This is a genomic window from Duganella sp. Dugasp56 (assembly GCF_047304105.1).
In the GTDB taxonomy this organism is placed as follows: Bacteria; Pseudomonadota; Gammaproteobacteria; order Burkholderiales; family Burkholderiaceae_D; genus Rugamonas; species Rugamonas hordei.
The window spans coordinates 1-21430 of record NZ_JBGLYQ010000053.1; the positions used below are offsets into that span (position 1 = coordinate 1).

The window sequence follows — 21430 nt, forward strand, 5'->3', positions numbered from 1 at the left end:
CCCCCCTTTTTTTCTCCCACCCCACCCCGCCAACCCCCCCCCCCCCTTTCTCGCGGGGCGGCGTATAGGTGATAACCCCCCCGGCCGCGGGGGCGGGCGGCGAGCCCCTGGGCGTGGCGCTGGCGCGGGCGCTGGTCACGCAGCCGGCCTGCGTGCTGGCCGACGAACCGACCGGCAACCTCGATCACGCCACCGCGCAGCAGATTTTCGAGCTGATGCTGGAGCTGTCGCGCACCCTCGGCACGGCCTTCGTCATCGTCACCCACGATATCGAACTGGCACGCCGCTGCGACCGCGTGCTGCGCCTCACCGACGAAGGCCTGCAGCCATACCAGGAGTAAGCCTGATGTGGATCGACACTCACTGCCATCTGGACGCGCACGAATTCGGCGGCGAGTCCGTCGCGCAAGCCGCGCTGGCGCGGCAGCAGGGCGTGGGCATGATCGTGATCCCGGCGGTGGAGGCGGCCAACTTCCCGGTGGTGGCGCAGCTGGCCGCCAGTGTGGACAATAGCTGCTACGCGCTGGGCATCCACCCGATCTACGTGCCGCAGGCCGCGGAGGACGACCTGCGGATGCTGCGCGAACAGGTCGCCGCCGCGATGGCGGATGAGCGCTTCGTGGCCATCGGCGAGATCGGCCTCGATTTTTTCATCCCCATGCTGACCGAACCGGCCATGCGCGAGAAGCAGGTGTTCTTCTTTCGCGAGCAGCTCAAGATCGCCCGCGATTTTGAGCTGCCGGTGCTGATGCACGTGCGCCGCTCGCAGGACGTGGTGCTCAAGCACGTGCGCCAGATCCGCCCGGCCGGCGGCATCGCGCACGCATTCAACGGCAGCTTCCAGCAGGCGCAGGGCTATATCGGGCTGGGGTTCAAGCTGGGCTTCGGCGGCGCCATGACATTTACCCGTGCGCTGCAGATACGCCGCATGGCAGCGGAGCTGCCGCTGGACGCCATCGTGCTGGAAACCGATGCGCCGGATATTTCACCCAGTTGGATCCATCCGGGCCGCAACAGCCCCGACCAGATTCCCCGCATCGGCCAGGTGTTGGCCGAGTTGCGCGGCATCGGCATTGAGCAGGTGGCCGCCGCGACCACCGCCAACGCCCGCGCCGCGCTGCCGCGCATGGTGAGATTTGGTGAGAATTGACGGAACTTTAATAGTGCATAATTTTAAATCTTAATTTTAAAATAATTCACTGGAAAGTGCCGAATGAAAAATATCTGCCTTGCATCGCTGCTGGTCGTGCCCATCCTCGGTTTTGCTGAAACCAGCCAGGTGTCCGAGCGCGAAATCGCCGTGCCGAAGTGCGCCAATCCCGCCGCGAAGGTGGTATTTACCGAATTTAAATGCAAATCGGCAGATTGCTCGTCGGGCGCCGGCCAGCAGGATCCGCGCCAGTACCGCTGGTGGGAGCGCCAGGGCAACGTGGCGCAGCCCAGCTACACCGGCGTCGGCACCGGCATGACCGAGATGCTGGCGACCGCGCTGACGCAAACCGGCTGTTTCGACGTGCAGGAGCGCGCGGAGATGGAAGAGATCAACAAGGAACTGGCGCTGATCGGCAAAAAAGTGGAGGCCGAGGCGGCCGACTACATGATCACCGGATCGATCACCTCGCTCGGCTTCGAGCAGAGCTCCACCGGCCTGGGCGGCCTGGGCTTTCTGAAGGGGCCGTTGAGCTTGCTGGCCGGCTCGGTCGACTTCAAGAAATCCAAGGTGCACATGAATATGGACATCCGCGTGGTGGATGTGAAGCGGGCCAAGATCGTCGCCTCCAAGACCTTCCAGGCGAATAACGAGAAGAACGGCTTCGGCGTGTCGGCGCTGGGCTGGGGCGGCGGCGTGGGGCTGGGCGGCAGCCACGCCAGCATCAGCGGCTCGCCGCTGGAGGAAGTGGCGCGCGACCTGCTGGTCAAGTCGACGTCCTTCCTGGCCGAGACCATCGCGGCCAAGAATATCACCGAACACGTCGCCATCAAGGCGACGGACGTCTCGGTCAAGTAAGCGGCTGGCGCCCGGCGAACCCGGGCAGGCGCAGCGTCCGGCGGCGGGCCTGGCGGTAGCGAGGTGGCGTGATGCGGATGGCGATAATCGGCTTTGCCGCCGGCGCGGCGCTCCTGCAAACACAGGCCGCGCTGCCTGAGGCTTCGACTATCGGGCTGGCCGCCGTCGCGGTTTTGGCGTTGCCGCTGGCCTCGGCCGCATGGCGCAGGCACGGTGGGCAGGGCGGCTGGTCCGCCACCATGCGTGGCGCGGCTGCCTTGACCCTGGCGGCGCGTCTCGCCGCGATGCTTGCCGGCTGCGCCGCCGGATTCCTTTGGGCCGCCTGGCTGGCCCATTGCGCGCTGGCGCCGCAGTTGGCGTCCGCCGACGAAGGACGCGACTTCACGCTGGTGGGCACCATCGACAACCTGCCGTATCGCTTCGACCGGGGCGTGCGCTTCAACTTCGCGGTGGAGCGGGTAGTCGGCGGCGTGCAAGGCCAAGTACCGCCGCATGTCGCGTTGTCCTGGTATGCCGGTTTCCGCGACCAGGTGACTGAAGTGGGCGACGTCCAGCCGGGCGAGCGTTGGCAGCTCACGGTGCGGCTGCAACGCCCGCACGGCAACGCCAATCCCTACGGTTTCGATTATGAAGTCTGGCTGCTGGAACAAGGCCTGCGCGCGACCGGCTATGTGCGTCCGGACGCGGGCAACCGGCGGCTGGACGGCTTTGTCTTCAGCATCGGCAACGTCGTCGAGCATGCGCGGGCGGTGCTGCGTGGCCGCATCCTGGCCGCGCTGCCGGACCGGCCCTATGCCGGCGTGATCGTCGCGCTGGTGCTCGGCGACCAGCGCGGCATCGACCAATCAGACTGGGCGGTGTTCAACCGCACCGGCATCGGACATCTCATTTCCATCTCTGGGTTGCACATCACGATGGTGGCGGGACTGTTTGCGCTGGCCGCATTCAAGCTGTGGCGCTGGTCGTTCTTCACGCGCGCGCAGCTGCCGTTGCTGCTGCCGGCGCAGAAGGTGGCGGCGCTGGTCGGCGCGGCGGTGGCTTTGCTCTACGTGCTGCTGGCTGGATTCGGCGTGCCGGCGCAGCGCACCTTGTACATGCTGACGGTGGTGGCCGCCGCGCTGTGGCTGAACCGGATCACGAGCGTCTCGCACGTGCTGTGCACCGCGCTGGGCGTGGTGGTGGTGCTTGATCCGTGGGCCGTGCTGTGGCCGGGCTTCTGGCTGTCATTCGGTGCGGTCGCCGTCATCCTGTACGCGACGGTCGGCCGTACCACGCTGCGTCCAGCGCGCGGCCGGCACGGTCCCGCGCCCGCTGCGGCGGCGCAGGCGCCGTCGCGCCGCGAGCAGCTTTGGCAGGCGTTGCGGCTGGGCGCGCACACGCAGTATGCGGTGACGTTCGGGCTGGTGCCGCTGTCCATGCTGCTGTTCGCGCAAATCTCCGTGGTCAGTCCCCTGGCGAACGCTGTGGCGATTCCCTTGATCAGCCTTGTGGTCACGCCGCTGGCTTTGGTCGGCAGCATGCTGCCCGCGCCGCTGGCCGGACCGGTACTGGGGCTTGCGCACTGGCTGGTCGCGCTGCTGGCGGCGTGCCTGCAGTGGTTCAGCGGCTTGCGCTATGCCGTCTGGAGTGCGCCGACACCGCCGTTCTGGCTGTTCTGCTGGGCCATGTTCGGTACTATCTGGCTGCTGGCGCCGCGCGGCTGGCCGGTGCGCTGGCTGGGCCTGGCGACGTGGATACCACTGCTGGCGGCGCAGCCATCGCATCCGGCGCCTGGTCGGATGACGGTCACCGCGTTCGACATCGGGCAGGGCATGGCGCTGCTGATCGAGACCGGGCACCACCGGCTGCTGTACGACACCGGGCCGGCCTATGCGCCCGACTCCAACGCCGGCAACCGCGTCATCCTGCCGTACCTGAAGGCGCGCGGCATCGCGGCGCTGGACGGCATGATCGTCAGCCACAGCGACGCCGACCACTCCGGCGGCGCGCTGACGCTGCTCGACGGGGTCCGCATCGGCTGGGTTTTATCCTCGCTGTGGCCGAACCATCCGATCGCGCTGGCCGCTCGCCGGCATGTGCATTGCGCGGCGGGGCAGGGCTGGAGCTGGGACGGCGTGCGTTTCGAGATGCTGCATCCGCTGCCGTCCAGCTACGCCGACACCGCGCTCAAGCCGAACGCGCGCGGCTGTACGCTGAAGATCACGGCGGGCGGCAAATCGATGCTGCTGGCGGCCGACATCGAAGCCGCGCAGGAAGCCGCGCTGCTGGAGCGCGATCGTGGCCGTTTGCAGGCCGACGTGCTGCTGGCGCCGCACCACGGCAGCGGCACCTCGTCGACGCCGGCTTTCCTGCTGGCCGTGCAGCCATCGGTGGCCGTGTTCCAGGTGGGCTACCGCAACCGCTATCACCATCCCAAGCAGGAAGTGTATGAACGCTACGGCGTGCAGGGCATACGCCGCTTGCGTACCGATGAAAGCGGCGCTGTCGCGCTGGCCTTTGGCGACGGCGCCGTCGCCGCCACCGAATACCGCTCGCAGCAGCGCAGGTACTGGCATGGACACTGATGATTGCCGAGGCGCCGGATAACGCGCCGTCTACCCCCTGCGTCCGACCGGCAGACGCAACGGCAAAGTGCCGTGGGTGAAATCTTGAGGTTGCAGGGGCTGGCCGTTCATGTGTTCAAATCCCTGGTTGCGATAGAACCCTTGGGCTTCGCGGCCTTCTGCCGACAGCGTGACTTCGGGCAGATGGGCCGCGCGAGCCAGATGTTGCGCGTGCTGGATCATGGCGCTACCGACACCTGGCGTCGGCGCGTTGCCCAGAATATTTTGCGGATGGGTGCCGATAAACCCGATCGCCAGCCGGTTTGCCTGGGTTCCATCGTCGTTGGCGGTGGTGGTCTGCATCAAGCCTTGCAGGCGCCCCTGATGAGTCACGGCGGAAAACGTGGACGGGAAAAACTCATGCATATCCGCCGCGTCCCGGATGGTACTGAAGACACTGGCCGATTCATGCAGGCGCCGGGCGGTCGTCAAATGCTGCATGACATTGCCCTGTTGCCCGTAATTGCCGTCGCGGCGCGTAGGCTGCATGATGTCGGCCAGCCAGGACAATTGCGCCGCGCTGCGTGAGACCCGTTCGCCGATGCCGGCATCCTGTGCCAACGCGCTGGCGGCTGCGCCAAGCGCAGGCACTGCCGACGGGGTGACGGTGCTGACCGTGAGCGCGGTATCGCCCCGCACGTGCGTGCTCTGCGACGATACGTGCTGCGCCTGTCCGGCGTATTGCGTGGCCAGCACGGTGTCGGGAGTATTCACGCCATTTAGCTGCCCGGTGCGGTGTGCCGTCAGCTCCCGCCGCGCGGTGTGAAAAGTATCACCGACCCTGTCAAAGGTATCGCGTATCGGTCCGTTATGATCCATGGATTGTCCTTGATGAAGAGGCGCGGCAAGCGGTTGATGTCAATTTTGACACTTTTCACCAAGGTTTTTCTATCCAATTGTCACTGACCACCAGGTCGGTCGAACGCTTATTTTAGAGTCTTTACCCCAAGTCGCTTGCGCCGTCTGCCCGTACAATGGACCGAAACAACCATACGGAGACCGCTTGTGAGCAAGCCCAAGCTGCATTTCGCCCACGCCAACAGCTATCCGGCGGGCGTGTACCGCCAATATTTCGCGTTGCTGGCCGAGGATTTCGACATCCAGGCGCTCGACATGCACGGCCATAGCCCGCGCTACCCGGTCAGCGACTGCTGGCCTAACCTGGTCGACGAATATATCAACGAACTGACCGCCCGCTACGACGAACCGGTGATCCTAGTCGGCCACTCGCTGGGCGGCATGCTGAGTCTGATGGTGGCGCACGCCCGGCCCGACCTGGTGCGCTGCGTCGTCATGCTCGACGCGCCGGTGGTGGCCGGGTGGCGCGCGCTGGCCTGGCGCCTGATCAAGATGACCGGCAGGGCCAACAGCGTGCCGCCGGCCAAATTCTCCATCCGCCGCCGCAACGTGTGGCCGGACGCGCAGGCGGCCTACCAGCATTTCGTCACCAAGGACCTGTTTGCCGCGTGGGCGCCGGGCGTGCTGGCCGACTACATGGAAAGCGGCCTGAAACCGCACCCGGAGGGCGTGCAGCTGCGCTTTACCCGCGAGGTGGAGACGGCGATCTACGCCAGCCTGCCGCACCACCTGCCCAAGCTGGTGCGCGGCCGTTTCCCGGTGCCGATCGGTTTTATCGGCGGCACGGATTCGTGGGAAACCAGCCAGTCCGGTCTCGGTCACACGCAGGCGCTGGTGGGGCGGCACTTCCGCATCGTCAAAGGCGGCCATTTGTTCCCGATGGAGTCGCCGCAAGTGGCGGCCGAGGCGACGCGGGAGATGATAGTCAATCTCGTGGGCATATCGAGCAAAAAAGTTCTTAAAAGCGGGGCTTTCGCGTAAAATCTCGGGCATCCGGCGCGGTTGCGCCGCCCCCTGAACTTTAGGAATGCCTTGCGATGACGATTAAAAGCGATAAATGGATACGCCGGATGGCGGAGCAGCATGGAATGATCGAACCGTTCTTCCCGGACCAGGTGCGCCAGGAAGAGGGCCGCAAGGTGATCTCCTACGGTACCTCGTCGTACGGCTACGATATCCGCTGCGCCGACGAATTCAAGGTCTTCACCAACATCAACAGCACCATCGTCGATCCGAAGAACTTCGATTCGAATTCCTTCGTCGATATCAAGAGCGATGTCTGCATCATCCCGCCGAACTCCTTCGCGCTGGCGCGCACCATCGAGTACTTCCGCATTCCGCGCAACGTGCTGACGGTCTGCCTGGGCAAATCGACGTATGCGCGCTGCGGCATCATCGTCAACGTGACGCCGTTCGAGCCGGAATGGGAAGGCTACGTCACGCTGGAGTTCTCCAACACCACGCCGCTGCCGGCCAAGATCTACGCCGGCGAAGGCTGCGCGCAGGTGCTGTTCTTCGAGAGCGACGAAGTGTGCGAGGTGTCGTACAAGGACCGCAACGGCAAGTACCAGGGCCAGCACGGCGTGACCTTGCCGAAGGCCTGAGGTCCAGGGCCGATAAGGCTTAGCGCTTAATCGGCAGCAGCATTTCCACGCACAAGCCACCACCCGTACGGTTGGTGGCTTTTATACTTCCGCCGTGCGCCTGGATCACATGCTGGGCGATGGCCAGGCCCAGGCCGTGGCCGTCGGCGCTGGCGGTGCTGGAGCGGAAGAAGGGCTGGAAGATGGTTTCCAGATCGGCCGGCGCCACGCCTGGGCCGCGATCGAGCACGCGGATGCACAGCTGGCGCGCGTCCTGCACGGTGCGCGACTGCAGCTGCACCACGCCGCCCTCGGGGCTGTGCTTGATCGCGTTGCGCACCACGTTCTCGATGGCGCGGCCCAGCAGGTCGGCCTGGCCGGCGACCAGCACTTCGGCTTCGCCTTCCTGCACCACGCTGCGCTGCTGGCTGGACGCCTCGTAGCTGGCGTCGTCGGCGATCTGGTCCAGCAGCTCCGCCATGCTGATTTCTTCCTGGCTGGCGCGGATGGCACCCGCTTCCAGCCGCGCCAGAGTCAGCAACTCGCCCACCAGTTTGTCCATGCGCACGCTTTCGCGCTCGATGCGCTCCAGCGATGCGCCCAGCTTTTCCGGCTGCTGATGGGCGAGGCCGATCGCCGCCTGCAGGCGCGCCAGCGGCGAGCGCAGTTCGTGCGAAACGTCGTGCAGCAAACGGGTCTGGCCGTCGATCAGGCTGCGCAGGCGGGCCGTCATGCGGTCGAAGTCGCGACCGAGATCGTTCAATTCCGAATTGCCCTTGCCGTTGCCGAAGCGCGGCGCCAGATCGCCGCCGGCGGCGGCGTCGAACGCCTGCCGCAGCGCGCGGATGGGACGGGAAAAATACCACGCCAGCAGGAACGAGAACAGCAGGCTGGCCAGGGTGGCCGCGGCGATCGGCACCCACGGCGTCAGCGGCTGGAAGCGCTGGCCGCGCATCTCGCGCGGTTCGCCCGGGCCTCCGGGACCGCCCGGACCACGAGGGCTGGCGGCATCGCCCGGCCCGCCTGGGCCGCTGTCGGGTGGCGGGTTCGCATGGCCCGGGTCGAAGCGGTGGTCGGGCATTGGCGGCTGGCCGTTCGGGCCGTGGGGCTGGTCGCCGCCGGGCGGCATCGCCGGGGCGCCTTGCAGCGCCATCTGCGCGCCGCCGAGACCGGCCATCAACTGGCGGCCGCCATCGAGGCCGCGCAGGCGCTCGGCCGTCGGCAGGAACAGCGTGTGGCGCAGGCCGTCCGGATCGGTCACCTGGCGCACCACGTGGCGCTTGCCTTCCTGCTTGAGCAGGGCGCGCGATTCGCGCAGCATGGCCGGCGTGACGACGCGGCCCAGCAGTTCATGCCCCTGCTCGTCGACCACGAAAACGCGATGGCGTTCGAGGCCATCGAGCATTTTCCGCAGCGCCTTGGTGCCGCCGAATTCCAGCGTGGCCGCCGCCGCGCCGATCGCCATTTCGGCCGGCGGACTGGTGTCCAGGTCGGATGCAGCGGCGTTTTGCTGACGGAGGTTCTTGAGCCAGACGGCGCCGCCGATGCCGACCGTCGCGGTCAGCTGCGCCAGCAGGATACAGACGAAAAACTTCCAGAACAAACGGCCCACAGGCTTACTCCTTGATCAGCTGATAGCCCAGGCGGTACACGGTTTGCAGGCAGGAGCGGCCGTCGGCGATGGTGCCGAGCTTGTGGCGCAGGCTGCTCAGGTGAACGTCGATATTGCGGTCGAAGCGCGCCAGCGGCCGGCCCAGGCCCTGTTCGGACAAGGTGTTCTTGCTGACCGGGCGACCGGCGTTACGGGCCAGCACTTCGAGCAGGTTGAATTCGGTGCTGGTCAGTTCCAGCTTGTCGCCGGCCCACGCGGCGCGGCGCTGCTCCGGCCACATGGTCAGCTGGCCGACCGTCAGCGCGGCCGGCGTGCCGCTGTCCGCCGGCGCGCTTTGCGCCCGGCGCAGGATGGCGCGGATGCGGGCGGTGAGCTCGCGCGGCGTGCAGGGCTTGGCGACGTAATCGTCGGCGCCCAGTTCGAGGCCGACGATGCGGTCGGTGTCGTCGCCGCGCCCGGTCAGCATCAGGATCGGCAGCTGGCTGTTGGTGCGGATGCGGCGCAGCGTCTCCAGGCCGTTCATGCGCGGCATCATCACGTCCAGGATGGCGATCGAATACATGCCGGTAAAGGCTTCGGCGGTACCGGCCTCGCCGTCGTGCACGGCTTTGACATCGAAGCCTTCGCGCTCCAGGTACTCCTGGAACATGCCCACCAGTTCGATGTCGTCGTCTATCAGCAGTACTTTGCTCTTCATTGCCGCATGGTTCTTTCTATATCGAGAAGCCGATCATAGCAGCCCTCAGGCAGCGGCCGGCATGCTTTTACCCCGTTTTACAACGCGTTGCCCTGTGCTAATCAAGTGTCAAATCGACCATCTTTACATCGATTTACCCCGGGCTAACAGCGCTTTACACGGGCTGGCAAGAAAATGGCTGCTCCCTACCAACCGAGGATTGTTTGCATGAAAACTCCAAGAAACAGCGTACACAATATCTTGCTGGCGGCCGCCATGGCGCTGCCGCTGTTTGCCATGAGCGGCGGCGTGCGCGCCGGCAACGACGATGGCGATGCCGACGGCGGCCGTCCACCGATGATGATGCGGGAAGGCGACGCGCCAGCGCACGGCGGCGAGCGCGGCCCGGACCGTGGCCCCGGCTTCCACGGCGGCATGGCGCCGTTTGGCGGGCCGGTCATGGGCGGCCCCTCGCGGTCGCTGCGCGGCGTCGAGCTGAGCGAGGCCCAGGACGACCAGGTGTTCGCCATCCTGCATGCCCAGGAACCGTATCTGCGCGAGCAGGGCAAGGCGGCCGCCAAGGCCCACGAAGCGCTGCGCGCGCTGGCTGCAGCCGACAAGTACGACGACGCCAAGGCCGCGGCGCTGGCGAAGGAAGCGGCGACGGCGATGGCCAACATCGCGCTGCAGCACGTGCGCACCGAGCAGAAGTTGCGGGCCGTGCTGACGCCGGAACAGCGCAAGAAGCAAGCTGAAGACGATGCACGCCGCGCACCGCGCTCCTGAATCAACCTCAACCACTCACATGAACGGAGAACGCCATGTCGATCAGCGCCCTGAGTTCCAGTAACGTCAGCCAGCTCAGCTTTCTGAGCCGTTTGAGCAGCACCAATGCCGGCAGCAGTGCCGAGGCGACGCGCGGCGCGCCGCCACCTCGGCCACCGGAAGGCGGCGGCTTCGCCTCGGCCATCGCCGACGCGCTGGCGGCGATCGGAATTACTGACGCCAGCATCACCGGCGGCACCACCGACACCAGCACCGGCACCGCGACAGCGGCCGGCAGCACCGACAGCACGACCGATGGCACCGACAGCGGCACGCTGGCCGATGCGCTGGGCAGCTTCCTGCAAAGCCTGATGGGCGCGCTGCACGCGCAAAACAATGGCAGCGAGGCGCCGCCGCCGTACAGCGACGCGCAGCAGGGCGGGGGCTCGGGCGGTCCGGGCAAGCTGCAGTCCGATCTGCAGAGCCTGATCGCCAAGCTGACATCGGGCAGCACCGCTTCATCGACCACGAGCACCGACAGCACCGACGGCAGCGACGCCGTCAGCGAACTGGAAAGCACGTTCGCCAATCTGCTGGACAAGCTGAGCGGTGGTAGCGGCACTGGCAGCACTGGCAGCACCGACAGCACCGATGCCAACGTCAAGCTGGCGGACTTCCTGCAGGCCTTGTCGTCCAAGGTCGGCGGCAGCGGCACCAGCGGCAGTCTGGTCAACACCACAGTATAAGGAGAAATGTAAATGACAATGCACGACGATCAACACGAGCACAGCCTGGCGGCCGACCTGAGCGCCATGCTCAACCTGGCCAGCGACCGGCGCCAGACCCTGCGCTGGCTGCTGGCCGGCGCATCGGCCTTGCCGGTGCTCGGCTGCGGCGGCGGTGGCAGTGCCAGCGACAGCACCAGCGCAACCACCTCGACCAGCAGCACTACTACCACTACCACGACAACAACGACCACCGGCTCATGCGCGGTGATTCCCGAGGAGACCGGCGGCCCCTATCCGGGCGACGGCACCAACAGCAACGCCAGCGGCGTGGTCAATGTACTGACGCAGACGGGCGTGGTCCGCAGCGACATCCGCAGCAGCTTCAATGGTCCGACCGGCGTGGCGGCCGGCGTGCCGTTGACGATCAAGCTGCAGATCGTCAACGCCAACGGCAGCTGTGCGGCCTTGTCCGGCTACGCGGTGTACCTGTGGCATTGCGACCGCGACGGCAACTACTCGCTGTATTCGAGCGGCGTGACGTCGGAGAATTATCTGCGCGGCGTGCAGGCCAGCGACACCGGCGGCAACGTCACGTTCCAGACCATCTTCCCGGGCTGCTATTCGGGCCGCATGACGCACGTGCACTTCGAGGTGTACCCGACGCTGGCCAAGAGCACCAGCGCCGCCAACCGCATCAAGACCTCGCAGTTCACCTTCCCGATGGCGACGCTGAACGAGGTCTACGCCACCAGCGGCTACAGCGCCAGCGTACGCAACCTGGCGCAGATCAGCTACGCCACCGACAACGTCTTCAGCGACGGCACCACGCTGCAGATGGGCGCCGTTACCGGCAACGTCACCGACGGTTACGTGGTGACGCTGACCGTGGCCGTGGCGGGGTGACCGGCGCAGGCGGGGCCAGCGTATCCCTGACGGCCTTCAGCCGCGCATAAAACTGATCGCTGCTATTGGAAATTTCATCGAACAGCAGCAGGGCGCCCACGGCAATCCTGCCCATCTGGTACCGGTGATTGAATAAGGTTTCCTCATTGCTTTCATGTAGGCGGCGCGAACCATGCGAGATGTGGCAGCGTTGCTTGTACAGTTCCTTCAAGTCATCTTCGATGGCTGCCCACTCCTGTTTCATGTCGCTGTCGACAACAGGGTGGGCCTGGGACGCCAGATCCGGGTGAGCAGCGATGACGGCGAACGTTGCACCGAACTCGCGGAACTTCGCCGACACACCGCCCGTGCCGCCGGCCTGGTTGGTCAGGGCCTCGACGGCGGTGGCGCCCCGGAGGAAGCAGTCTCGCAGATTGGTCTCTTCCATCATGGCACCGAACTGGATCATGCTGGCGCCGATGATTTCATGCAGCGGCGTCACGTGCTGGCCTGTGTGGGAACGGTAGACCGTCGCTGCCAGCGTCTCGAAATTCCAGGCCAGTATCCACAGGTCAATGTCTTTCTGATGGAGCGGCACATCGTGGATGCGGGTGCCCGGCAGCAGATCCTCGGAATAGGATTTGCCGCTATCCGTCACGCCGACGACCGTAGAGTAATGTGGCAGGTGCTGAAGGCTGATGAGATTGTGGGCAGGCATCTGGCCCCGATGGCCAATAAAGATAAACAGGCGCAGCAGCGACAACATGTCTTCGAGAAGCGGCAAGGCCATGCCAATCACATCGGTGGGTTCGCCGCCGGCTATCGTTGCAATACAAATGCATTCCTTGTTCCTGAGTGTGACGACATCGACCATCTGGCCGTCAATCAGACGAGGCTGTGTTTGATCGGTTTTGTGTCTGGCACATCGGCGACACCGGTTTTGTTCAGGCACTACATGGCCAGGGATTTTTACGGACAACACAGTACTGCACCAAAAGTCCTCCTTGAGGCGCAGCTGATGTTTTTCGCGCAGGTTCTCCATGCTTGCATGGCGGAGCGAAAACGGACCGAATTCGACGTCCGTCTTAAACTTTACCCCTATGATGGGCAACAGGATTTCCCATTCCACCGTTTGCATTGCGGTATTCATAAGTTGAGATGTTACGACGTAGGTTTACATGAAAAAATGCAGCCGAAGCTGCATTTTTTGCCGGGATTAACGACGCTTACTGTTTGACGCAGTCGACAAAGTAGCCGCGCTTGCCATCCACTTCGCGCTTGACCAGCCCGTGCACGTCGGTTTCGAAGCCGGGGAAACGTTCGTTGAAGTCGCGCGCGAAGCGCAGGTAGTCGACGATGGTCTTGTTGAAGCGCTCGCCCGGGATCAGCAGCGGAATGCCCGGCGGGTAGGGCGTCAGCAGGATGGACGTGATGCGGCCTTCCAGCTCGTCGATGGCGACGCGCTCGATCTCGCGGTGCGCCATCTTGGCGAAGGCGTCCGACGGCTTCATCGCCGGGATCATGTCCGACAGGTACATCTCGGTGGTCAGGCGCGCCACGTCGTAGGCCTTGTAGAAGTCGTGGATCTGCTGGCACAGGTCGCGCAGGCCCATTTTTTCGTAGGTCGGGTTGGCGGCCGCGAATTCCGGCAGGATGCGCCACATCGGCTGGTTCTTGTCGTAGTCGTCCTTGAACTGCTGCAGCGCCGTCAGCAGCGTGTTCCAGCGGCCCTTGGTGATGCCGATGGTAAACATGATGAAGAACGAGTACAGGCCGCACTTCTCGATGATCACGCCGTGCTCGGCCAGGTACTTGGTGACGATGGACGCCGGAATGCCGGACTCGGCGAACTGGCCGTCCAGCGACAGGCCCGGATTGACGATGGTGGCCTTGATCGGGTCCAGCATGTTGAAGCCCGGCGCCAGCTTGCCGAAGCCGTGCCAGTCGTCCTCGGCGCGGATGACCCAGTCTTCGCGCGAGCCGATGCCTTCCTCGGCGAATTCCTGCGGGCCCCAGACCTGGAACCACCAGTCCTTGCCCCATTCCTGGTCGATCTTCTTCATCGCGCGGCGGAAGTCCAGCGCCTCGAGGATGGACTCTTCCACCAGCGCGGTGCCGCCCGGCGCCTCCATCATCGCCGCCGCCACGTCGCAGGAAGCGATGATCGAGTACTGCGGCGAGGTCGAGGTGTGCATCAGGTAGGCCTCGTTGAAGGCGTCGCGGTCCAGCTTGACCGTTTCCGATTCGCGCACCAGCACCTGCGAGGCCTGCGACAGGCCGGCCAGCAGCTTGTGGGTCGACTGGGTCGAGAAGATCATCGACTCCTTGGCGCGCGGACGGTCCTTGCCGATCGCGTGCATGTTCTTGTAGAAGTCGTGGAAGGTGGCGTGCGGCAGCCACGCTTCGTCGAAGTGCAGCGTGTCGATCTGGCCGTCGAGCATTTCGCGCAGGGTTTCCACGTTGTAGACCACGCCGTCGTAGGTCGACTGGGTGATGGTCAGGATGCGCGGCTTCTTGTTTACCGCTTCGCGCGCGAACGGGTTGGCCTCGATCTTGCGCATGATGCTTTCCATCGTGAACTCTTCCAGCGGGATCGGTCCGATGATGCCCAGGTGGTTGCGGGTCGGCATCAGGAACACCGGTATCGCGCCGCACATGATGATCGAGTGCAGGATGGACTTGTGGCAGTTGCGGTCGACCACGACGATGTCGCCCGGCGCCACCGTCGAATGCCAGACCATCTTGTTCGAGGTCGACGTGCCGTTGGTGACGAAATAGCAATGGTCGGCGTTGAAGATGCGCGCGGCGTTGCGCTCGGACGCGGCCACCGGGCCGGTGTGGTCCAGCAGCTGGCCCAGCTCTTCGACAGCGTTGCAGACGTCGGCGCGCAGCATGTTTTCGCCGAAGAACTGGTGGAACATCTGGCCGATCGGCGACTTCAGGAAGGCCACGCCGCCCGAGTGGCCGGGGCAGTGCCACGAGTAGGAGCCGTCGTTGGCGTAGTGCACCAGCGCGCGGAAGAACGGCGGCGACAGGCCGTCCAGGTAGGACTTGGCTTCGCGGATGATGTGGCGCGCCACGAACTCCGGCGTGTCCTCGAACATGTGGATGAAGCCGTGCAGCTCGCGCAGGATATCGTTGGGGATGTGGCGCGAGGTGCGGGTTTCGCCGTACAGGTAGATCGGGATGTCGGCGTTCTTGTAGCGGATCTCTTCGACGAAGGCGCGCAGCGACTTCAGCGCGACATCGGTTTCCTCGGCCGAACCGGCGCCGAATTCCTCGTCGTCGATCGACAGCACGAAGGCCGACGCGCGCGATTGCTGCTGGGCAAACTGGGACAGGTCGCCGTAGCTGGTCACGCCCACCACTTCCATGCCTTCTTTTTCCATCGCATCGGCCAAGGCGCGGATGCCCAGGCCAGACGTGTTCTCGGAACGGAAATCCTCGTCAATGATGACGATGGGGAAACGAAATTTCATGCATGTCTCCAAAAAAGCAAGCCGCCCCGGCAAAGGTGCAGGGGCGGACAGGGCGCGACCCTTCAGGTGAACGGGCCGCAAAAAAATAAGAACGGGATTCTCGCAGAAATAGTGCCGCTGCGGGAAAAAATTATCGTAACAGAATGCATGAGTAGCATGACGCCCCTGTGACAGGCGTCATGCCGTTCATATAATGTTGCTTAGTGACCGCCCAGCAGCGCGCCGATCGGATCGACGTGGAACCAGGCGAACGCGCCCAGCGCGATGCCGACGCCGGCCACGCCGTAGGCCAGGCCCATCATCCACTTCTTGCGGGTCAGCAGCGTGATGGCCGCCAGCGAAATGGCGATCTGCTCGGCCGTGGTTGCCAGCGCCCACTGGTGGTGCTGGTGCATGGCCTCGTCCGATTTATGGTTCCATTCCTTGGACGACTCTTCCCACTTCTCCGCATCCTTCTTGATGTCTTCCTTTTCGCCCTTGTAGCGGGCCACCTCGGCCTCGTAGCGTTTCGGGTCGACGCCCGGCAGCGTCATCGCCAGCTCGGCCAGGTTTTGCTTGCTGGACTTGGCCTGATAGTAATTCCAGCTGTTGGCGGCCTGGGTCTTGTCGATCGCGGCGTTGTTCTTGAACAGCGCCGCGTCATTCTGCGTGGCGCCGCCCAGGTAGCCGAAGGTGGCGCCCACCGTGGCCAGGATGGCCGTCATGACGGCAATGTTGTTCGAAAAGCCATCGCTGCCGTGGGCTGCGTGTTCGACCGCGTGATCGTGCGGTCCGTGTACGTGAAAACCATCGCCTGACATTGCTGTTGATTCCTTGATGAAGTTGAGGATAGGACTTAGGCCTTGCGGCGCAGTGTAACAAAAGCGTAGGACAAACCGGCGGATTCCGAAACGTGCGCCTCGCGCGCGGTTTCTTCCCATTCCGACGGCGCCAGGGCGGGGAAGAAGGCGTCGCAGGCGAAACTGCCGCCGATTTCGGTGATGACCAGCTTGTCGGTCACCGGCAGCGCCTGCTTGTAGATCTCGGCGCCGCCGATCAGGTAGCCTTCTGCGCCGTCCAGCAGCGCGATGGCCGCGTCGATGGAGCCGACCGCTTCCACGCCGTCATGGCGCCAGTCCGCGTTGCGGGTGATGACGATGTTGCGGCGGTTCGGCAGCGGCCGGCCGATGGAATCGAAGGTCTTGCGGCCCATGATGATGGGATGGCCGGTGGTCAGGCGCTTGAAATGCGCCAGATCCTCCGGCAGCTTCCACGGCAGGGTGTTGTTGATGCCGATGCCGCGCTGGGCGTCCATGGCGACGATGATGGTTAGTGTGCTCATTTTTCGATGCTATCCGATGCAGAGCCAACATTATCGTTCAAATTGCCATGCTATTGGGCGGCCGATTGCGCCACCTTGTCGTGCAGCAGGCGGGCGAATTCCGCCAGGTCCTGCGGATTCATGTCCGACACGGCCGAGTACTGCATGCCGTCCTGCGACCAGCGCAGCAGGTGGAAGCCCTGGCGCGTGCCGGCGCGCGGCGCGCTGTCGCGGCCGCCGGCGTCGGGCCAGACGTACAGGTTCATGATGTGCTGGCGGTGGCGGTAGGCCAGCGCCGCCACCGGACGCCGCTGCAGATAGTCCAGCCGGCCGCCGACCAGCGTATAACCGTGCGCCGCCAGGTCGTAGACCGGCGGGGAAAAATCGAGCTTGCCGGCGAACCAGGGCTTGACCGTATGCTGGTCGGTCGAGGCGACGTCCGCCAGGTGGTCAGGCATCAGCGCGCGGAAGTGGCTGGCGACCAGTTCCTGCTCCACCAGCTCGTTGGCCGACGGCTGGCCCAGGTACAGCGTCAGCGTGACGGCGAAGGCGGCCGTCGCGGCGCCGGCCAGGCCGAGGTTGATCCATGCCCACGGCCAGGCGCGCCGGCTGCGCTGGCCTTGCGTATCCGCCTGGCGCGGACGCTCGGCCTGCAGCGCCGCGTGGATGCGGTGCTTCAGGTGTTCGGGCGCGGCGTGGCGCGTCGCCTGCGTCGCGATCTGGTCCTGCAGCGCCCGCAGTTCCGCCAGCGCGGCCTGGCAGGCGGCGCACGACGCCAGATGGCCCTCGATCTGGCGCAGGTCGGCCGCGCCGAGTTCGGCGTCCAGATAGGCCGACATCATTTCCTGGCTGTGCTTACAGTCCATCCTGTTCTCCGTGCTTCAGGTAGGCCAGCAGCAGCTTGCGCGCGCGGGCCAGCCGCGACATCACCGTGCCGATCGGCGTTTCGGTTACTTGCGCGATCTGCTTGTACGACAGATCGTCCATCTCCTTCAGTACCAGCACCTCGCGGAACGCCCGCGGCAGCTGCGCCAGCGCGGCGTTGACGGTGCGGCAGGTGTCGCGGCTGGCGGCGATGGCGGCCGGGTCGCCGGCGTCGTCGTCCTGCTCGCCGTCGCCATGCAGTTCCTCGTCGTAGCTGACGTCGCCGCGCTGGGCCTGGCCGTCGCGCAGCGCCGTGTAATAGGTGTGGCGCACGATGGTCAGCAGCCATGCGCGCACGTCGCCGCCGCGAAAGCCGTCGGCAAAGCGGAAGGCGCGCAGATAGGCGCTCTGCACCAGATCATCGGCGTCGTGCTCGTTGCGGGTCAGCCAGCGGGCCAGGTTGTAGGCCGCGTCCAGGTGCGGCATGGTCATCGCCTCGAACCGCGCGGTTTTGTCGTCGTCGCCCAAATACTTGTCCATCGTAGTGATCCAGTGGATGAAGACTCGGTGGGATGCGGTTTTATTCCCGGTTCAAAAATAAAAAAATAAACGGGAATAATCCCGCTGCGCTCCGGGTTTTAGCCGGTACGAGCGACGCCCGCAGATTATGCCATGGGCGCCGTCTTTTCAATCTGACCACGGAGCACATCATGATGGATCGCAGGGGATTTATACGGTTGACGGCAGTCGGCGGGGGCGCCGTTTTCATGTCCGGCCTGTACGGCACGGCGCTGGCCGACACCGGCTATGAGGATTTTTACTTCGTCCAGCTGTCCGATTCGCACTGGGGCTACAAGGGCCCGGCCAATCCGGACGCGCAAAACACGCTCAAGCTGGCGGTTGACAGCGTCAACGCGCTAACGGTGCCGCCCGAGTTCATCGTCTTCACCGGCGACCTGACGCATACCACCGACGATCCTGCCGAGCGCCGCCGGCGCATGGCGGAGTTCAAGCAGATCGTCGGCGGGCTGAAGGTGAAAACGGTGCATTTCCTCGCGGGCGAGCACGACGCCTCGCTCGACAACGGCGCCGCGTTCCAGGAATTCTTCGGACCGACGCACTACAGCTTCGACCACAAGGGCGTGCACTTCATCGCCCTCGACAACGTCTCCGATCCCGGCGCGCGCATCGGCGAGGCGCAGCTGGCGTGGCTGAAGGCGGATCTGGCGAAGCAAGCCAGGGACGCGCGCATCGTCGTGCTGACCCACCGGCCGCTGTTCGACCTGGCGCCCAAGTGGGACTGGGCCACGCGCGACGGCGAGCAGGCCATCGCGTTGCTGATGCCATATTCGAACGTGACCGTGTTCTACGGCCATATCCACCAGGAGAACCATCACATGAGCGGCCATATCGCCCATCACGCGGCCAAGTCGCTGATCTTCCCGCTGCCGGCGCCGGGTTCGCAGCCCAACCGCGCGCCGCTGCCGTGGGACCCTGCGGCGCCGGGCAAGGGCCTGGGATTCCGCGAAGTGGAAGCGGAAGCGAAGCCCGTGGGCTACCAGATCACCGAATTCCCTGCGATGAAGGGATAAATCATGGTGTCGACAAAACGAAGGCTGCTGGTTAGCGCGCCGCTGGTACTGGCGGTGCTGGGCGTGGTGCAGGCCAAGGCGAAGGAACGCGTCATCAAGATCGAGGCGCGCAAATTCCGCTTCGCGCCCAATGTGATCGAGTTGAAGAAGGGTGAAGCGGTGGTGCTGGAGCTGACCGCGCTGGACTTCCCGCACGGCTTCAGTCTGCCGGACTTCAAGATCCGGGCCGATCTGGTGATGGGCAAGCCGGTGCAGGTGAGATTGAAGCCGGACCAGGTGGGGCAATTCGGCTTCTTGTGCGATAACTTCTGCGGCAGCGGCCACGAGGAAATGGCCGGCACGATTATCGTCAAGGCTTGAGTTACTCCAGGCCTTGGGTAGGGTTGACGCGCACGTACTGGTCCTGGTTGCGTTTTCTGCGCCACCAGTTCCTGCAGCTGGAACCGTCGCAGGAGGCGAGGTTGCCCAGGCAGTCGGCAGCATCGCAGGCGTCGCCCGCACTACAGGGCAAGTCGGGCACGTCGCAGGGCAGGTCGCAAAAGCCGGCCTGTGCCAAGTGTCGTGTGGTCATGCCGCGCGGCGCTGCGGCCGGCGGACAAGGACGATGCTGGCGATGCATGTCGCCGCAATCGCCCATACGGCGGTTCAGCAGGGCCAAGCCGACGTGCAATCCATACCGTGCGATTACGCGCTGGCCGTAAGCGGAGCAGCTGTCACGGCCTGTATGGACGCGGAACGCGCAGGAAAAACCCTTCAGCCGAGACAGGTAGCGCCGATAAAACGCGATGGCGGCGAGGGCGAGCCGTTTCATGCGGCGTCGTGGAAGGCCAGTATGTCGGCGGCCAGCGTCTGAGGGATCTCCAGCGGGATCATGTGGCCGCTGCCTTCGTGCATGCTCAAGCGGGCGTGGGGCAGGCGGGCGTGCATGTCGCGCAGGATGGCGGCATCCACCAGCTGGTCGCCTTCCGCGCCGACGATCAGGACCGGGCAGGCGATCTCCGATAGCCGGTCCATCAGGTCGGGGCGCTCCATGGAGGCGGTGAACTGCGCCAGCAGCACGTCCTTACCCAGGTCCAGCGCCATCTGCTGGATGACGTCGACGATGGACTGGTCTTCGAAGTGGTCCGGATGCAGCACTTCGCGCAGGCGCTGGCGCGTCATGCCGCTGTAGGCATTGCGCTCCAACATGGGGATGATGCGCCGGCGGGTCTGGATTTCAGCGTCGCTCAGCCCACGGGCGGAATTGGCGATCAGCACCAGCGACTGGACCCGCTCCGGATGCGCCAGCACGTGTTCAATCGCCAGGTAGGCGCCCAGCGAGAACGCCACCAGATGGGCGGACGGCGCGCTATGCGCCGAAATCAGCTGCTGCATCTGGGGACGCGTGCGCGCCTTGTGCAGCGGAACGTGATTGAATTCGAAACCGCCGCCCAGCAGCGGCGTCAGGCGGGACCACATCCTCTCGTCGCACAAGGTGCCGGGGATGAAGTCCAGCCGCGTCATACCGCCATCGGCGCGGTGATCGGCGCGTGGTGCTGGTAGCCTTCCAGCGAGAAGTCGGACGGCTCGACCTTTTCCAGCCATTCCGGCTCGTACTTGCCGGTCTTGGCGAAATCCGGCACGCGGTCGGAGATGATGAAGCGCGGCGCCGGGAACGGCGCGCGGGTCAGCTGTTCCTTGACCATGTCCATGTGATTTTCATAGATATGCGCGTCGCCGATGAAGTAGGTGAACCAGCGTGGCGTGTAGCCGGTCAGGCGGCCGACCAGGTGCATCAGCGCGGCGCCTTCGGCCAGGTTGAACGGCGTGCCCAGGCCCAGGTCGTTCGAACGGACGTAGAGGCACATCGACAGCTCGCGCGTGGCCGGATTCGGAATGAACTGGTACAGCAGGTGGCAGGCCGGCAGCGCGACCGAGTCCAGCACGGCCGGATTCCAGCCGTGGAACAGGATGCGGCGGCTGGACGGATTGTTGACGATGGTGTCCAGGCACTCGCGCAGCTGGTCGATGGCCTTGTGCAGTAGCACCTTGGTCACGCCTTCATCCTCGATTTGCGAGATCAGGCGAAAGCCGTTCTTTTGCGCGTCGGCGATCTGCGCCGGCTGGTCGACGGGGATCAGCTTGAAGCCAGGCCATTGGCGCCACTGCACGCCGTAGACCGGGCCGAGGTCGTCCTCGCCGAGGCGGTAGGGATTGTCCAGCCATTGCTTGTTCTCGTTGGCGTTCTGGTCCCAGACCTTGCAGCCCAGCGCGCGGAAGTCGGCGGCGCTGCGGGAGGCGCGCAGGAACGCGCACAGTTCGCCGACCACGGACTTGAATGCCAGCTTCTTGGTCGTCACGGCAGGAAAACCGTCGTTCAACAGGTCGAAGCGCATCATCGCACCCGGCACGCTCAGCGTGCGGATGCCGGTGCGGTTGTCTTGCCAGCTGCCGGTGTCGAGGACGGTCTGGATCAGTTCCTGGTATTGCTGCATTCAATT

General features: G+C 64.9%; 22 protein-coding genes and 2 pseudogenes. 11 read left to right on the top strand and 13 right to left on the bottom strand.

The genetic code is table 11. The annotated features are described in order from the left end of the window. Positions 1 to 80: 80 nt before the first annotated feature. The 4 genes and pseudogenes from ACCD07_RS27585 to ACCD07_RS27600 form a co-directional block, all read left to right on the top strand. Positions 81 to 341 (top strand): annotated as a pseudogene (locus tag ACCD07_RS27585) (lipoprotein-releasing system ATP-binding protein LolD); the annotation flags it as partial. Between the two features lie 5 nt (positions 342 to 346). After that, the gene (locus ACCD07_RS27590; protein ID WP_176650464.1) at positions 347 to 1150 is read left to right on the top strand and encodes a TatD family hydrolase; all 804 of its coding nucleotides are present in this window, start codon (positions 347 to 349) and stop codon (positions 1148 to 1150) included. 63 nt (positions 1151 to 1213) lie between these two features. Continuing rightward, a complete protein-coding gene (locus tag ACCD07_RS27595) occupies positions 1214 to 2008 on the top strand; it encodes a CsgG/HfaB family protein (protein ID WP_176650465.1) in 795 nt (264 codons plus the stop codon). Between the two features lie 71 nt (positions 2009 to 2079). Next, entirely contained in the window at positions 2080 to 4572 is a 2493-nt protein-coding gene (locus ACCD07_RS27600) for a DNA internalization-related competence protein ComEC/Rec2 (protein ID WP_413449189.1), read from the top strand. Between the two features lie 30 nt (positions 4573 to 4602). Here the strand turns inward: ACCD07_RS27600 and ACCD07_RS27605 are convergent, their stop codons facing one another. Further along, positions 4603 to 5430 carry a hypothetical protein gene (locus ACCD07_RS27605; protein WP_413449190.1) on the bottom strand — a complete coding sequence of 276 codons (828 nt, stop codon included), beginning with the start codon at positions 5428 to 5430 and terminating at the stop codon, positions 4603 to 4605. Between the two features lie 186 nt (positions 5431 to 5616). Between ACCD07_RS27605 and ACCD07_RS27610 the strand changes: the two genes are divergently transcribed. After that, a complete protein-coding gene (locus ACCD07_RS27610; protein WP_176650468.1) occupies positions 5617 to 6450 on the top strand; it encodes an alpha/beta hydrolase in 834 nt (277 codons plus the stop codon). A gap of 56 nt (positions 6451 to 6506) precedes the next feature. Beyond that, a complete protein-coding gene (gene dcd / locus ACCD07_RS27615) occupies positions 6507 to 7073 on the top strand; it encodes a dCTP deaminase (protein WP_176650469.1) in 567 nt (188 codons plus the stop codon). 19 nt (positions 7074 to 7092) lie between these two features. On the opposite strand, the gene ACCD07_RS27620 is transcribed toward dcd, so the two are convergent. Together ACCD07_RS27620 and ACCD07_RS27625 are read right to left on the bottom strand one after the other, a co-directional pair. Continuing rightward, positions 7093 to 8664, bottom strand: a complete 1572-nt coding sequence (locus ACCD07_RS27620) for an ATP-binding protein (RefSeq protein ID WP_413449191.1) — start codon at positions 8662 to 8664, stop codon at positions 7093 to 7095. A gap of 4 nt (positions 8665 to 8668) precedes the next feature. Then, positions 8669 to 9361 carry a response regulator gene (locus ACCD07_RS27625; RefSeq protein ID WP_176650471.1) on the bottom strand — a complete coding sequence of 231 codons (693 nt, stop codon included), beginning with the start codon at positions 9359 to 9361 and terminating at the stop codon, positions 8669 to 8671. Positions 9362 to 9568: 207 nt separating this feature from the next. On the opposite strand from ACCD07_RS27625, the gene ACCD07_RS27630 reads away from it, so the two are divergent. Genes ACCD07_RS27630 through ACCD07_RS27640 form a run of 3 tightly spaced genes read left to right on the top strand, consistent with a single transcriptional unit; the run spans position 9569 to position 11736 of the window. Then, positions 9569 to 10126, top strand: coding sequence for a Spy/CpxP family protein refolding chaperone (locus tag ACCD07_RS27630; RefSeq protein WP_413449192.1), 558 nt, complete (start codon positions 9569 to 9571; stop codon positions 10124 to 10126). A gap of 35 nt (positions 10127 to 10161) precedes the next feature. Further along, a complete protein-coding gene (locus tag ACCD07_RS27635) occupies positions 10162 to 10851 on the top strand; it encodes a hypothetical protein (RefSeq protein ID WP_413449193.1) in 690 nt (229 codons plus the stop codon). Between the two features lie 12 nt (positions 10852 to 10863). Further along, positions 10864 to 11736, top strand: coding sequence for an intradiol ring-cleavage dioxygenase (locus tag ACCD07_RS27640; RefSeq protein WP_413449194.1), 873 nt, complete (start codon positions 10864 to 10866; stop codon positions 11734 to 11736). Here ACCD07_RS27640 and ACCD07_RS27645 read toward each other — a convergent pair. The 6 genes from ACCD07_RS27645 to ACCD07_RS27670 all read right to left on the bottom strand — a co-directional run bounded on the left by ACCD07_RS27645 (position 11690) and on the right by ACCD07_RS27670 (position 17898). Further along, the gene (locus ACCD07_RS27645; protein ID WP_413449195.1) at positions 11690 to 12865 is read right to left on the bottom strand and encodes a hypothetical protein; all 1176 of its coding nucleotides are present in this window, start codon (positions 12863 to 12865) and stop codon (positions 11690 to 11692) included. The genes ACCD07_RS27640 and ACCD07_RS27645 overlap by 47 nt on opposite strands. Before the next feature lie 76 nt (positions 12866 to 12941). After that, a complete protein-coding gene (locus tag ACCD07_RS27650) occupies positions 12942 to 15194 on the bottom strand; it encodes an Orn/Lys/Arg decarboxylase N-terminal domain-containing protein (protein ID WP_176650477.1) in 2253 nt (750 codons plus the stop codon). Positions 15195 to 15394: 200 nt separating this feature from the next. Further along, positions 15395 to 15994 (bottom strand): DUF4337 domain-containing protein, encoded by a 600-nt coding sequence (locus ACCD07_RS27655; protein ID WP_176650478.1) that lies wholly within the window; start codon positions 15992 to 15994, stop codon positions 15395 to 15397. Between the two features lie 35 nt (positions 15995 to 16029). After that, the gene (locus ACCD07_RS27660; protein ID WP_413449196.1) at positions 16030 to 16515 is read right to left on the bottom strand and encodes a dihydrofolate reductase; all 486 of its coding nucleotides are present in this window, start codon (positions 16513 to 16515) and stop codon (positions 16030 to 16032) included. Positions 16516 to 16565: 50 nt separating this feature from the next. After that, positions 16566 to 17360 carry an anti-sigma factor family protein gene (locus ACCD07_RS27665; RefSeq protein WP_413449197.1) on the bottom strand — a complete coding sequence of 265 codons (795 nt, stop codon included), beginning with the start codon at positions 17358 to 17360 and terminating at the stop codon, positions 16566 to 16568. Continuing rightward, positions 17350 to 17898 carry a sigma-70 family RNA polymerase sigma factor gene (locus ACCD07_RS27670; RefSeq protein ID WP_176650481.1) on the bottom strand — a complete coding sequence of 183 codons (549 nt, stop codon included), beginning with the start codon at positions 17896 to 17898 and terminating at the stop codon, positions 17350 to 17352. Before ACCD07_RS27670 ends, ACCD07_RS27665 begins: the two co-directional genes overlap by 11 nt. A 173-nt stretch (positions 17899 to 18071) precedes the next feature. On the opposite strand from ACCD07_RS27670, the gene ACCD07_RS27675 reads away from it, so the two are divergent. Further along, the gene (locus ACCD07_RS27675; RefSeq protein ID WP_176651233.1) at positions 18072 to 18950 is read left to right on the top strand and encodes a metallophosphoesterase family protein; all 879 of its coding nucleotides are present in this window, start codon (positions 18072 to 18074) and stop codon (positions 18948 to 18950) included. Positions 18951 to 18953: 3 nt separating this feature from the next. Continuing rightward, positions 18954 to 19310, top strand: coding sequence for a cupredoxin domain-containing protein (locus ACCD07_RS27680; protein WP_413449198.1), 357 nt, complete (start codon positions 18954 to 18956; stop codon positions 19308 to 19310). A 1-nt stretch (position 19311) separates the two neighbouring features. Here the strand turns inward: ACCD07_RS27680 and ACCD07_RS27685 are convergent, their stop codons facing one another. From ACCD07_RS27685 to ACCD07_RS27700, 4 genes and pseudogenes are all read right to left on the bottom strand, one after another. Further along, positions 19312 to 19521 (bottom strand): hypothetical protein, encoded by a 210-nt coding sequence (locus ACCD07_RS27685; RefSeq protein ID WP_413449216.1) that lies wholly within the window; start codon positions 19519 to 19521, stop codon positions 19312 to 19314. A gap of 48 nt (positions 19522 to 19569) precedes the next feature. Next, positions 19570 to 19761 (bottom strand): annotated as a pseudogene (gene yidD / locus ACCD07_RS27690) (membrane protein insertion efficiency factor YidD); the annotation flags it as partial. Further along, on the bottom strand, positions 19758 to 20453 hold the full coding sequence (locus ACCD07_RS27695; RefSeq protein ID WP_353398164.1) for an alpha/beta fold hydrolase: 696 nt from the start codon (positions 20451 to 20453) through the stop codon (positions 19758 to 19760). The pseudogene yidD and the gene ACCD07_RS27695, both read right to left, overlap by 4 nt. Next, positions 20450 to 21424, bottom strand: coding sequence for a thymidylate synthase (locus ACCD07_RS27700; RefSeq protein WP_413449199.1), 975 nt, complete (start codon positions 21422 to 21424; stop codon positions 20450 to 20452). The genes ACCD07_RS27695 and ACCD07_RS27700 overlap by 4 nt, the downstream gene beginning before the upstream one ends. Positions 21425 to 21430 lie beyond the last annotated feature (6 nt).